This is a genomic window from Pseudomonas sp. AFG_SD02_1510_Pfu_092, assembly GCF_003331055.1.
Classification (GTDB): domain Bacteria; phylum Pseudomonadota; class Gammaproteobacteria; order Pseudomonadales; family Pseudomonadaceae; genus Aquipseudomonas.
This window is the reverse complement of record NZ_PUQD01000004.1, coordinates 112,083-125,383: the sequence shown is the minus strand read 5'-3', so window position 1 is coordinate 125,383 and position 13,301 is coordinate 112,083. Positions and strand designations below refer to the sequence as shown.

General features: G+C 57.9%; 8 protein-coding genes. 6 read left to right on the top strand and 2 right to left on the bottom strand.

What is annotated here, in order from left to right; genetic code table 11:
- Positions 1-37: 37 nt before the first annotated feature.
- On the bottom strand, positions 38-739 hold the full coding sequence (pyrF, locus tag C6A77_RS03575; protein ID WP_114168043.1) for an orotidine-5'-phosphate decarboxylase: 702 nt from the start codon (positions 737-739) through the stop codon (positions 38-40).
- A 180-nt stretch (positions 740-919) separates the two neighbouring features.
- Here pyrF and C6A77_RS03570 point away from each other — a divergent pair, with 180 nt between their 5' ends.
- Positions 920-1,087, top strand: coding sequence for a DUF2897 family protein (locus C6A77_RS03570; RefSeq protein ID WP_114168042.1), 168 nt, complete (start codon positions 920-922; stop codon positions 1,085-1,087).
- Positions 1,088-1,325: 238 nt separating this feature from the next.
- On the opposite strand, the gene C6A77_RS03565 is transcribed toward C6A77_RS03570, so the two are convergent.
- On the bottom strand, positions 1,326-1,661 hold the full coding sequence (locus C6A77_RS03565; protein WP_114168041.1) for a helix-hairpin-helix domain-containing protein: 336 nt from the start codon (positions 1,659-1,661) through the stop codon (positions 1,326-1,328).
- Between the two features lie 687 nt (positions 1,662-2,348).
- On the opposite strand from C6A77_RS03565, the gene wecB reads away from it, so the two are divergent.
- From wecB to C6A77_RS03540, 5 genes are all read left to right on the top strand, one after another.
- Positions 2,349-3,491: a UDP-N-acetylglucosamine 2-epimerase (non-hydrolyzing) gene (gene wecB, locus C6A77_RS03560; protein WP_114168040.1), complete on the top strand. Its 1,143-nt coding sequence runs from the start codon at positions 2,349-2,351 to the stop codon at positions 3,489-3,491.
- Positions 3,488-4,750: a UDP-N-acetyl-D-mannosamine dehydrogenase gene (wecC, locus tag C6A77_RS03555; protein WP_114168039.1), complete on the top strand. Its 1,263-nt coding sequence runs from the start codon at positions 3,488-3,490 to the stop codon at positions 4,748-4,750. Before wecB ends, wecC begins: the two co-directional genes overlap by 4 nt.
- A gap of 13 nt (positions 4,751-4,763) precedes the next feature.
- A complete protein-coding gene (locus C6A77_RS03550; RefSeq protein ID WP_114168038.1) occupies positions 4,764-10,499 on the top strand; it encodes a glycosyltransferase in 5,736 nt (1,911 codons plus the stop codon).
- Between the two features lie 161 nt (positions 10,500-10,660).
- On the top strand, positions 10,661-12,871 hold the full coding sequence (locus C6A77_RS03545) for a heparinase II/III family protein (RefSeq protein ID WP_241507380.1): 2,211 nt from the start codon (positions 10,661-10,663) through the stop codon (positions 12,869-12,871).
- 18 nt (positions 12,872-12,889) lie between these two features.
- On the top strand, positions 12,890-13,273 hold the full coding sequence (locus C6A77_RS03540; protein WP_114168037.1) for a hypothetical protein: 384 nt from the start codon (positions 12,890-12,892) through the stop codon (positions 13,271-13,273).
- The last annotated feature ends 28 nt before the right edge of the window (positions 13,274-13,301 follow it).

The following is a 13,301-nucleotide window of genomic DNA, read 5'->3' as shown; positions in this document are numbered from 1 at the left end:
CAGCACATGGGTGCTGGCCTTTTTCGATACGCGCTACTTACCCACGAATCTCCGCCACCACCGCAGCCAGCGCCTGCGCCGGGTCCGCCGCCTGGCTGATCGGGCGACCGATCACCAGATAATCCGAACCCGCATCCAGTGCCTGGCGTGGGGTAAGGATACGGCGCTGGTCATCCTGCGCACTGCCCGCCGGGCGAATACCCGGGGTCACCAGCTGCAGCGACGGGTGCGCCGCCTTCAGTGCCGGGGCTTCCAGCGCCGAGCACACCAGGCCGTCCATGCCCGCCTTCTCGGCCAGTGCCGCCAGGCGCAGCACCTGCTCTTGCGGGTCGACATCCAGGCCGATGCCGGCCAGGTCTTCACGCTCCATGCTGGTCAGCACGGTCACGCCAATCAGCAACGGCTGCGGGCCGCTGCGCTTGGCCAGCACTTCACGGCAGGCCGCCATCATGCGCAGGCCACCGGAGCAATGCACGTTGACCATCCACACGCCCATTTCGGCCGCAGCCTTCACCGCCATGGCAGTGGTGTTGGGAATGTCGTGGAACTTGAGGTCGAGGAACACTTCGAAGCCCTTGTCGCACAGGGTTTCGACAATGCCCGAAGCGCTGCTGGTGAACAGCTCCTTGCCCACCTTCACCCGGCACAGCGCAGGGTCAAGCTGGTCAGCCAGCTTCAGAGCGGCCTCACGGGTAGGGAAATCCAGGGCGACGATCAGGGGCGTCTGGCAGGCGGACATGGCAGGGTCTCTTGGCAAGTCGAAAACGGCGCGCATTGTAAACGAAGTGACGCAGGCTTTGGGGCCCGCGGGTCACGGAATTGGCCTGGCGGTGGCTGGCCCCTATAATTGAACCAACGGAACGGGCAATTACTCAACATGCGTACACGCGCTGCCCTTCATCAGCAAAGGAGAACGACAATGCCCTGGTATGCCTGGCTGATACTCATAGTAGCCCTCGGCTCGATCATCGGCGGGCTGATGCTGCTGCGCGACACGGCGAAAAAACTGCCGCTGACTGACGAGCAGTTGCGCAAGGTACATGAGCGCAATGCCCAAGCGGATGCCAAGGATGCGCAGGACCGCTAGCACGGCTGCGTCGCAAGGCCGCTTTCATAGAGTTGCACATAACTCATTGGGTCAGCAGAGGGCCCTGTGGGAGCGGCTTTAGCCGCGAATACCGGCTGCAGCCGGTGCCATGCACCGCGTTGGGTTCTTCGCGGCTAAAGCCGCTCCCACAGGCTACGCGGACCGCTTTCGAATTCAGTTCTCAATTGAATCTTCATGAAAGTCAGGGCCAGGACACAAGCCCCAGCCCTTCCCCCACTTATTCCACCATCAGCTTGTCCCGGTTACGCTCCAGCAAGGCGTTACCAATCCCCTTGATTTCCAGCAGCTCATCCACCGAAGCAAACGGCCCGTTGGCCTCCCGGTAGGCCACGATGGCCTCGGCCTTGGTCTTGCCTATGCCATTCAGTTCCTTTTGCAAGGTCAGCGCATCAGCCTTGTTCAAGTCCAGCCGAGGCGCCTCCTGGGTTTGTACCTGCGCCACAACCGGCACCGGCTCGGCCACCGAAGTAGTGCTGGCCGGGGCGGCGCTGAGGGAAAAGGACAGACTGGTGAACAGCGGCAGCAGCAGGTACGACAGTACGTTGTTACGCATGGTGAACACTCCTTGGGTTGGTCATATCCAGCAGCCGGTTTCCTTCGGCTGTGCAAACAACCCTAGCGGTTCTGACCTACTGCAAACAGGCACTTGGTGCGGTTAATCGTTACGGAATCCGACATTGAGAAAAGCAACTTCGCCCACCCAAAATAGTGGCGTTAAGCCATATTTCCGGATAACTTCATGAAACAAAGGCGCTTGCAAATCGCCGCTAGGTAAATTCCCGTTTAATTTGGGTTTCATTCAGATCAAAAGCTGTTGTTTTTCCTACAAGCCTTGCCGGACAAGGCTCCCGCCCGTTCGTCGTATGCCACAGTCGTATTGACTTTATTGGCATGATGCCTGAATAACATCAAACAATCGTTTTTTCTGATGCAACTTGCGAAAATCGGATCCAATCTGCTGATAGATAAGGGCTGAATACCCTCCTCAGGGGAAAAAAACGTGCCAGACGGGATGTCATATTGATGACGAAATGATAAATTTGCGGCCATTGGACAACCGCCCTGCTTGAAGGATCCGAGCCATCATGAATGTTTCTTCATCCCCCTCCGAGCTACCTGCTCCCTTGCGCGCGCGCGACGCCACCCAGGCCACGTCCGCCGGCCGATTTGTGTAGCCCCGCTGTTCATACCCGCAGTACCCGACCCAACCGCCGTCACCCACACACAGAAGACTGTTGCCGTGTCCCTCAAGACCCTCACCGTATTTGGCACCCGCCCAGAGGCTATCAAAATGGCACCTCTGGCCCTCAACCTTGCCCAGGATGACCGTTTCGAGTCGCGCGTCTGCGTAACCGGCCAGCATCGCCAGATGCTCGACCAGGTACTGGAACTGTTCGAGATCACGCCTGACTACGACTTGAACATCATGAAGCCCGGCCAGGACCTGACCGATGTGACCACTGCCATCCTGCAGGGTCTGAAACCGGTGCTGGCCGAGTTCAAGCCGGATGTGGTGCTGGTGCACGGCGACACTGCAACAACCTTGGCCACCAGCCTGGCCGCGTACTACCAGCAGATTCCAATTGCCCATGTGGAAGCCGGCCTGCGCACCGGCAACCTGTACTCGCCGTGGCCGGAAGAAGGCAACCGCCGCCTGACCGGTGCCCTGGCCGCCCTGCACTTCGCGCCCACCTCCACCTCGCAGGACAACCTGCTGCGCGAAGGTACTGACGCCGCGACCATCTACACCACCGGCAACACCGTGATCGACGCGCTGCTCGAAGTGGTGCGCAAGCTGGAAAGCCCCGAGCTGAAAAGCCAGTTCGAAAGCCAGTTCAGCTTCCTCGACCCAGAGCGTCGCATGGTGCTGGTCACCGGCCACCGCCGGGAAAACTTCGGTGGCGGCTTCGAGCGCATCTGCCAGGCCCTGGTGCAAACCGCGCGTCAGTTCCCTGATGTGGACATCGTCTACCCGGTCCACCTCAACCCCAACGTGCGCGAACCGGTCAACCGCCTGCTGGCCGACGTCAGCAACATCCACCTGATCGAGCCGCTGGACTACCTGCCGTTCGTCTACCTGATGACCCGCTCGTACCTGATCCTCACCGACTCCGGCGGCATCCAGGAAGAAGCCCCTGCCCTGGGCAAGCCGGTACTGGTCATGCGCGACACCACCGAGCGCCCGGAAGCCGTGGCCGCCGGCACCGTCAAGCTGGTGGGCACCGATGTGGAGTCGATCACCGAACACCTGGTGAAACTGCTCACCGACGAGGCGACCTATCGCGAGATGAGCTTCGCCCATAACCCCTACGGCGACGGAAAAGCGTGCGCGCGAATCCTCGACGCACTCTCCGCATTTTCCAATTCCGAGGACGCAGCATGAGCTTCAATAAAATTTCCGTCGTGGGCCTGGGCTATATCGGCCTGCCAACCGCTGCCGTTTTCGCCGCACGCAAGAAGCAGGTAATCGGTATCGATGTGAACCAGCACGCAGTCGACACCATCAACCGTGGCGAAATCCACATCGTCGAACCTGAGCTGGACATGGTGGTGCACGCTGCCGTAACCGAAGGCTTCCTGCGCGCCTCTACCGTTCCGGAAGCTGCCGACGCCTTCCTGATCGCCGTGCCGACCCCGTTCATGGATGACCATCAGCCGGACCTGAGCTACATCGAGTCCGCCAGCAAGGCCATCGCACCTGTGCTGAAAAAGGGCGACTTGGTCATCCTGGAATCCACTTCACCGGTCGGCGCCACCGAGCAAATGGCCTTCTGGCTCGCCCAGGCCCGCCCGGACCTGAGCTTCCCGCAAAGCCACGGCGAAGACTCCGACATCCGCATCGCCCACTGCCCCGAGCGGGTACTGCCAGGCCACGTGCTGCGCGAACTGGTGGAAAACGACCGCATCATCGGCGGCATGACCCGCAAGTGCTCCGAAGCGGCCGTACGCCTGTACCGCACCTTCGTTGAAGGCGAGTGCATCGTCACCAACGCGCGCACCGCCGAAATGTGCAAGCTGACCGAAAACAGCTTCCGCGACGTGAACATTGCCTTCGCCAACGAACTGTCGATCATCTGCGACAAGCTGGACATCGATGTGTGGGAACTGATTCGCCTGGCCAACCACCACCCGCGCGTCAACATCCTGCAGCCTGGCCCTGGCGTGGGCGGCCACTGCATCGCCGTCGACCCATGGTTCATCGTCAGCCAGACCCCTGAACAAGCACGCCTGATCCGCACTGCACGCGTGGTCAACGACAGCAAGCCTGAGTGGGTGATCGACAAGGTCAAGATGGCCCTGGCCAACTTCCTGATCAAGAACCCGGGCAAGTCGGCCCAGCAAGTGAAAATTGCCTGCTACGGCCTGGCCTTCAAGGCCGACATCGACGACCTGCGCGAAAGCCCGGCCCTGAGCATAGCCGAGCGCCTGGGCAACGAGCTGGAAGCCACCCTGCAGCTGGTCGAGCCGAACATCGAAGCCCTGCCGCAGCGCCTGGCGCGCCACCAGCATGTGGAGTTCGACTTCGCCCAGGACAGCGCCGACATCCACGTGCTGCTGGTGAAGCACCGCGAATTCCGCGGCACCTTCAACGTGCGCGACGCAGCATTCGTGATCGACGCCGCTGGCGTTACCCAGGCTTGATGGACCCAACCGCATGAACAACCCCACGCTTGAGAAACCTTCCGTGAACACAGAGCTGCCTTCACCCTTGGCCGATATTCATGACCGCGTGATGGAAGCCTATTACGGCAAGCTTGGGGAGCAGTTCATGCGGGAGACACAGTCCCGCATCCATTGGATCTGCGCCCAGGTCAAAGGGCGCCGGGTCCTGGATGTCGGCTGCTCGCAGGGTATCGTGCCCCTGCTGCTGGCCCGTGAAGGCTGCCAGGTCACCGGCGTGGACACCAGCCCGCAGGCCATCGAAGAGGCAAGGGCTTATCTGGCTGCCGAACCTGCGCATATCCAGCAGAACGTCACGTACATCAATTCAGACTTCCTGGCGCTGGACACGCTGGAGGTCGAACCGGACACCGTTGTCATCAGCGAAGTACTTGAACACCTGGTGCGCCCGGAGCTGTTCATCGAGAAAGCCCGCGACCTGCTCAAGCAGGGTGGCCGGCTGGTGGTCACCGTACCGTTCGGGGTCAATGACTTCATTGACCACAAGCATACGTTCTACCTGATGGAGCCGTTCCGGTTGCTGGCTGAGCACTTGCAGATCGTTGAAGTGAAAATGCTTGGCAAGTGGCTGGGTATCGTGGCGGTGAAGAACGAAGCGCATACACCTGGCGTTATTGACTCGCTGACGATCGATCGCGTCCGTGAGCTTGAAAAAGCTTTCGAATCCATTGAGCGCTCTTTGCGTGCAAGCCTCGGTGTAACCAGCAAGCAGCTGGAAGATACCAACAAGAAGTATCGCACTGCCAACGAACAGATTGCCCAACTCAAGGCCGAATCGCAGAAGGTTGAAGCCTTATCCAGGCAACTGCAAAACCGCGATGCCGATATTGCAGCGCTTCAACAGGCCGCCGCTCGCAGCACTCAGGCGTTCAATGAAGAGCTCGATTCGCTCAGGGCCAAGATCGGCGAGGCCAACGAAAGAATCCTCGCTGACGCCAAGCAGCATACGCAATTGCAACAGCAGATCGAGGCGCTTGACGGCGCTCGCGGCCAGGCGTGCCGGGAACTGACTGTAGCCACCGGCCAACTGGGGCAGCGGAATCAGGAACTGGAGGTTCTGCAGCAATCCCTTCACAACCTCGAAGAACAGGTGCTATCCACGAATCAGCTACGGATAGCGGCTGAGGAACTGGCAGCTAACGAGACGGCCAAGATCGCCGCACTGCAGGCTCAACACGAGCAACTGGAGGGCCAGCTTCAGCAAGTGGCGGATCTTGAAACTGCATCGTCCGGGCAACTGGTGCAAGCCCGGCAGATCAACGATGGTCATGTAGAAACAATTACCGTGCTTCGTGCCCAGCAAGCTGCCTTGCAAGCCAAGCTGGCAAATCAGCTGCAAGCGACCACCGAAGCCGAACAAACCAATGCTGCTCACGTAGATACAATCACTGCCCTCCGCGCCAAGCAGGCAGCTCTGCAGGCCGCACTCGAAAGCCGAACCCAGGCGGATCAGACGAACGCAGCCCTTGAAGGCACCATTGCTTCCTTGCGCGAGCGCCTGGCCACCTCGGAAGCCGCGCTGGAGCAGCAGAAGGACGCAATTAGCCAGCTGCAAGAAACGAGCAATCAGGATATTGCCGATAGAGATGAATGCATCACTACGCTGCGCATGCGCCAAGCGGAATTGGAAGCCGAACTTGAAAGCGAGTTGGAGTATATGAAGGAATTGCAGGCCCAAACCCAGCGGGCCGACGCTGCACAGGCCGAAACCATCGCCCTGTTGAAAGCACGCCAAGCTGAACTGGAAAGCCAGTTGCAGGCGATGAGCGAAACACAGGCGCGCAACGAGCGTGAGCATGCTGCCCAGGCCAACACCATCAATACCCTGGTGGAGCTGCGCAATGGTTTGGAAGAGCAATTGCACGCACTGACCCAGGCCAACGCTCAAGCACAGGACGCCCAGACAGAACAGGCAGAAACCATTGCCTCGCTGAATCAGGCCAACGATGCGTTGATCGAACAGTTGACGCTCGAGACTGCCAGCCGCCAAGCCGCGGAAGCGAGCCTGGCGGCTACCAATGAACAATGGCAGAGCCTGCGCATGCAGCTTGAAAACGAGCTCAACTCGTCGAAAGCAGGCCTGGGTGCGGCAAACTTGAAGTACCGTACCGTCAGCACTGAACAGATCCCGCAACTCAAGGCCAACCTCAATCAGTTGCTGGAACGCAGTGCCGCGCAGCAGCGCAAGATCGATGAGCTCAACGCCGATCTGCAGCGAGCCAATACGCAACGTCATCTGGCCGAACAACGTCTGGTCAAGACACGCACCAGCATCACTTATCAGCTGGGCTACCAGATCAAGAGCAGCGCCACGTCCCTGGGTGGGCTGGTGAAACTGCCGGTGCGCTTGCTGCGTCTGTACCGCAAAGCTAACCAGCAACGCCAACAGAGTGAACAGAAGCGCATCGCCAACGAGCCGATGAAAGCCCTGCTGCCACCTGCACCGGTTGTCCAGGATGAGAACTACCTGAAACTCCCAGTGGCCCTGCCGACCAGCGCGCAGAGCCGCGCTACGCTGCTGCTTCAGGCCGAGCAACCCTTGAGCCGCCTGAAAGTGGCGTGCGTCATGGACGAGTTCACCTTCGGTTCCTACCGCTATGAATGCGACCTGATGCAATTGACGCCTGGCAACTGGAAAGCAGAGCTGGAAGGTTTCGGCCCGGAGTTGCTGTTCATCGAATCGGCCTGGCGCGGCAAGGACGAACTGTGGGGCAGCAAAGTTGGCCACAATAGCCAGGAACTGCAGGACATCCTGGCCTGGTGCCGCCAGAACAAAGTACCAACCGTGTTCTGGAACAAGGAAGACCCGGTTCACTTCGAAACCTTCCTGACCACTGCCAAGCATTTCGACCATGTGTTCACCACCGATATCGACTGCATCCACCGTTACAAGGGTGCACTCGGTCACGAGCGTGTCTACTTGCTGCCGTTCGCCTGCCAGCCAGCGCTGCATAATCCGATCGAGCTGTACGAACGCAAAGACGCGTTCTGCTTTGCCGGCGCTTACTACGCCCGTTATCCCGAGCGTACCCGCGACCTGGGCAACTTCGTCTGCGAGTTGCCAAAGTTCCGACCGTTGGAAATCTTCGACCGCAACTTCGGCAAGAATGATGCGAACTATCAGTTCCCCGACGAGTACCAGCCGTACATCGTAGGCACCCTGCCCTTCGAGAAAATCGACACCGCTTACAAGGGTTACCGCTACGCGATCAACCTGAATTCGATCAAGCAATCACAATCGATGTTCGCGCGGCGAGTGTTCGAATTGCTGGGTTGCAACACCATTACCGTCAGCAACTTCTCGCGCGGAGTGCGCCTGTTGTTTGGCGACCTGGTCGTCACCACCGACAACGGCGAAGAAATGCTGCGCCGCCTGCAACTGCTGGCCCAGAATCCGCTCAACAATGACAAGCTAAAGCTCGCCGCGCTACGTAAAGTGATGCAGGAGCACACTTACACCCAGCGTCTGGAATACGTGCTCAGCAAGGTGACAGGCACCGTCACGGCCCAGCGCCTGCCGGAAATCGTGGTGGTCTGCGAAGCGCAGGACCGCCAACAGTTCGACATGCTGCGTGCCCACCTCAACCGTCAGGCCTACAGCCAGGTGCGCATGGTCATCATCACCGATGCCTATCAGAGCAGCATCGTCAGTGATGACCCTCGTATTCTGGTGTTCAAGCCAGCCCAGCTGAAGAAATCCAGCCTTGGCGAACTGGTTGGCAATACGCCGTGGGTTGCCGCATTCGTACCGGACGACTATTACGGCCCCAATTACCTGCTGGACCTTGCCCTGGCAACGCGCTACAGCCGTGCACAGATGGTGGGTAAAGCGGCGCACTTCACCTGCAAAGGGCAAGAAGCCGAACTGCAGGCGAATGAACAGGCCTACCGCCCTGCTCAAACGCTGAGCGCACGTCGCGCGTTGGTGGCAACCGAAATCGTTGCCGGCCAGCCATTGCTCAACTGGTTGAAGGGCCTGCCATCGCTGGAGTACGCACACGAACAAGGCCTGGCTATCGATCCGTTCAACTATTGCGAGAACGGGTCAGCACAACAGGACCACATCAGCGCCAAGGTTGATGACTTGGACCTGAACGTCGGCATGAGCATCGACCAGCTACAGGCGCGGGCCCAGGCCATTGCGCCTCTGAAGGTGAGCCATGACTCGCCGGAAATCACCGGTCGCACCTTGGCCGGGATGTTCGGAGTCAAGCACAACAAGTTTCTTGACCTGACCGTTGATCTCGATAACTGGCGCGTGAGCTCCAAGCTGGCAGATGGCAAGCACGAGTATGTGTATGCGCTGAATGAAGCGAGTCTGGACCAGTTGAACATCCAGGACCGGAAGCTCAAGCTCTACCTCGACTGCACGCCTGGCCTTAACCTGCAACTGGTTGTGTTGTTCCTCGATGCCGAGAAGCAGCGGATCAGCCACGTGATGCAGCACGCCAACCGTAACCAGACTTGCGAAGTACCACCGGAAGCCGCCTTCGTGCGCTTCGGCCTGCGCGCCTACGCTTCCGGCAACACCGAGATCAAAGCACTGGTGCTGGGCCACCGTAATCTGCAACCTTCGGAAATGCTGGGCCGTTCGCAACACCTGGTTGTCACTAACCATTATCCGGCCTATGAAGACCTGTATCGCAACGGCTTTGTGCACAGCCGTGTGATGGCTTATCAGGAGCAAAACCTGAATGTCGACATCTTCCGCATGCGCAGGAACCAGGCAGTCAGTTATCACGAGTTCCAGAACGTAGATGTGGTAACCGGGTGTCAGACCACGCTCGCCAAGATGCTTGAAAGTGGCCAGTACAAAAGTGTGCTGGTGCACTTCCTTGACCCCGACATGTGGGAGGTGCTCAAGCGCTTCGCTCATCGCGTGAAGGTAGTGGTGTGGGTGCACGGGGCAGAGGTACAGCCTTGGTGGCGTCGCGAGTACAACTACTCGGATGAACATCAGCTGGCGCTGGCGAAAGCCGAGAGCGAAAAGCGTATGGCGTTCTGGCGCGAGACACTGAGCAACATGCCAGCCAATCTGAAACTGGTATTCGTATCCCGCTACTTCGCTGAAGAAGTCATGGAGGATGTCGGCTTCCGTATCCCTGAAGACCGCTATGAAATCATTCATAACCCGATCGATACGGAAACCTTCTCGTACCAGGCCAAGCCGGAAGCGCAGCGTATGAAGCTGCTGTCAATCCGCCCCTATGCCTCGGCCAAGTACGCAAACGACCTGAGTGTCAAGGCGATCGAATTGTTGGCGAAGAAACCGTATTTCAACGATCTAGAATTCCGCATGATCGGTGATGGCGTGTTGTTCGAGGATACCCTCGCCCCACTGCGCAAGTTCAGCAATGTGACGATCGAACGCGGCTTCCTCAAGCATCAGGAAATTGCAGCGCTGCACAAACAGTACGGCTTGTTCCTTTGCCCGACACGCATGGATGCCCAAGGCGTCTCCCGTGATGAAGCGATGGCTTCCGGTCTGGTCGCTGTGACAAACGCGGTTACAGCGATCCCTGAGTTCGTCGATGATGAATGTGGGATCCTCGCACCTGGCGATGACGCCCAAGCGATGGCAGACGGTATCGCGCGGGTGATCGAATCGCCAGAACTGTTCCGCAAGATGTCCGCTGCAGCGCGCGCGCGGGTTGAGCAACAGACTGCCAAGCATTCAATCATCGACCGTGAAATCAAGCTGATTCGATAAGCATGATCCCGGTGCCAAGCCAATTGTTGGCATCCCTGACCGCGCGGCAGCAGAACTGCCGCCGCAGCGGGCATGGCGATCATCTGTCGGCGAACTGACTGAGCGCCCCGTAGCGCCACTGAGGGCCGCGCCCTCTTCACTATTCAGAAAACATTACAAACATGCTCAAGAAAATCCGTGATCACTTCTTCAAGGAAGACGAAATCGAGGCTACGCCAATCCCCAACGGGAACCAGCCGACGTTGGACTTCCTTTCCGACCGGGACATTCTGGACTACAGATCGTTCTGCAATCACGGTAGTGAGGTCGACGAGCCTTTCAATCTTCAGCATTTCAGCGGCAATGCGCGCTCCGCGATGCTGGACGGCAATCCCGTGTTTACTTTCAATGGTAACGCGAGCGTTTACCAGCTTCGTTTCAAGATGCCACGGAGCTACCACGGTAACGGCCTGCACCTCAGGTTCCGCATATCGGACTGGGAAAAGCTGAACTACATCGGTGTTGGTTACACAGTCGAGGGCAGCTACCGCCATGTGAAAATCGTGAATGCCGCCCGAGGCGAGTGGATCGATTTCACCATTGGGCACAACGACCTGGCATTCGGTATTCAAAATGACTGGGCTGTGCCCCCTGCCTGCGACTTCGAAGAAATCAAGCTCTATTTCAAAGGACAGCCTCGAGAAGAAGGCTCGACGCTGGAAATCGAGCGCCTCACCTGCTGGCATGAAAACGACAAGCCCGCAGCCTGGCTGACCGATAATTTTGCAAGAGCGCCTCTGCCCGAAGCGCTTCGCGACTCCCTGTATGCGTACATGGAGAAATGCTTCAAGGATGTCCCCACTCAGGCGAATGACTACCTGCAGAAGGGCGTTTGCCCACTTTATGGAAACATTGGCCTGGACTGGGACTGGCAACTGACGCTGCCGGACGACCTTGACGCTGTTGGCACCTATCGTTTTTCGTGGCACTCGCTGCATCCGGCAATCATCCTGATGCTGCATGCTCGGCAGGAAGGTAGCGTAGCCCCTCTGTTCCCGGCGCGTGAGTTCACCAGTAACTGGCTTGAGCGAAGCTATTTCAATGCTGACGAGGACCGGAAGTTCGCCTGGTATGACCACGGCACCGCCGAGCGCCTGCTGGCGTTCCTGATGATCTGGGATATTGGTGTACTGCACCAGTTCGACACCCGCTTCATGGTGCGTCTGCGCGCAGCCATCTTCAAGCATGCCCAGTTGCTGGCTTCGGAGATGTTCTATGCCTCCCACCAGGCATCCCGCTATCACAACCATGCCTGGTTCCAGGATATGGCGCTGCTGGCGACCAGCCTGGCCATGCCTGACTTCCCGTGCTCCGAACGCTGGCAGTCGCTGGCCTTGTCACGCCTGAGCGATCAGCTTGACACCTTGATCGTTCGCGACAACGGTTATGCGGTGTTTGTGGAAAACTCCATCGGCTACCACCAAGGTGTACAACGGCTGATCGCTTTTGCCGGCGAGCTGGCGGAGCAGAGCTCGCACATCACGACCATTCCAACCGTCGCTGAAGAACTGCTCAGGTTCTCTGACTTCTTGCGCTACCCGGATAATCGTTCCCCTGCGCAGGGCGACACTTTCCGCCGCGCCAATCCGGACCTGGAAACGGTACGTAGAAGCCAAAACTACCCAACTGCCTCCGCGACTATCCTTCCGACAGCGGGGTACGCGATTATCAAGGGCAACCATGCACAGACCGCTTACATGCTGAGTATGTTTGCAACCTCGCTGTGCAAGACCCATAAGCATCAAGACAATCTGTCTTTCACTTTGTTCATGGATGGTATCGAGTGGTTGATTGATCCAAGCTTCTACTCGCATGAGTACCTCAAGCCAGTACAAAGCTTCCTGCGAGGTGCCTACTCGCATAACAATCCAGTTATTGGCGATGTGCCATACAGTATTGAACCTGGCCACGCCCAACTTGCCGGGGAGGTCATCGCCAACAGTTTTACCCTGCTGGGCTCGCATGATGCCTTCGCAGACACCCTGGTCAAACGTTGCATTACAGGTCATCTGGATCGCCTGCAACTCGATATCAGCGATGAGATTCATACCACGGTGAAAGACAAGCCGATGTTCAGCCTGTTCCACTGCGGTGACGGCACCCAGGTGACAAAGACTCCAGATGGCGTGGAGATTCATCACCCTGCGTCCAGTTATCGAATTACCATCGCTTCCAACAGCCCCTGCACGATCGTCACTGGCTGGAACGACGATCAACTTGTTAAAGGCGTCAGCGGCCTTGGATTCATGCAACAGATCGAGACCACGATGGTTGCATTTGAAATGAAAAATGCTCTGAAAGCGCAATTCACCATCACAGCACATCAAATTTGAATTAATCTCGGAACAAACATGAAAAAAATTGCTCTGTATTCGATCCTGGCCCTTTTCTTGACCGCGTGCGATGCTCCAAACACGACCGACTTGAATCTCCAGGAAGGCAACAAGATCTCTTTGAACAATGTCAAGAGCACGAAAAGCTACATGGCAACCAAGGACGATAAAGATCGGCAGTTCCATTACTTCGAAACCACTGCCGACCTGAAGACTGTATATCAAGATTTCAGCCAGGCACTAGAAAAGAGCGGCTACAAGCCAAGCATTAAAACTCAAGACGACTCAACGATTCAGGCATACTTCAGAAAGCCGAAATCCGCAATGATTGTTGCCAACTTCAAACAATCCAACCCTAACCAGGCAGTCACACAAGCAGTACTTTCCTGGGCGGTAAACTAAAACAGAAGCCCCGGAAATTCAGTTGAAC

Bases quoted from the DNA above. Each gene is read 5' to 3' on its own strand.
- C6A77_RS03565 (WP_114168041.1), bottom strand. From the start codon at position 1,661: ATGCGTAACAACGTACTGTCGTACCTGCTGCTGCCGCTGTTCACCAGT.
- pyrF (WP_114168043.1), bottom strand. From the start codon at position 739: ATGTCCGCCTGCCAGACGCCCCTGATCGTCGCCCTGGATTTCCCTACC.
- wecC (WP_114168039.1), top strand. From the start codon at position 3,488: ATGAGCTTCAATAAAATTTCCGTCGTGGGCCTGGGCTATATCGGCCTG.
- C6A77_RS03545 (WP_241507380.1), top strand. From the start codon at position 10,661: ATGCTCAAGAAAATCCGTGATCACTTCTTCAAGGAAGACGAAATCGAG.
- C6A77_RS03540 (WP_114168037.1), top strand. From the start codon at position 12,890: ATGAAAAAAATTGCTCTGTATTCGATCCTGGCCCTTTTCTTGACCGCG.
- C6A77_RS03550 (WP_114168038.1), top strand. From the start codon at position 4,764: ATGAACAACCCCACGCTTGAGAAACCTTCCGTGAACACAGAGCTGCCT.
- C6A77_RS03570 (WP_114168042.1), top strand. From the start codon at position 920: ATGCCCTGGTATGCCTGGCTGATACTCATAGTAGCCCTCGGCTCGATC.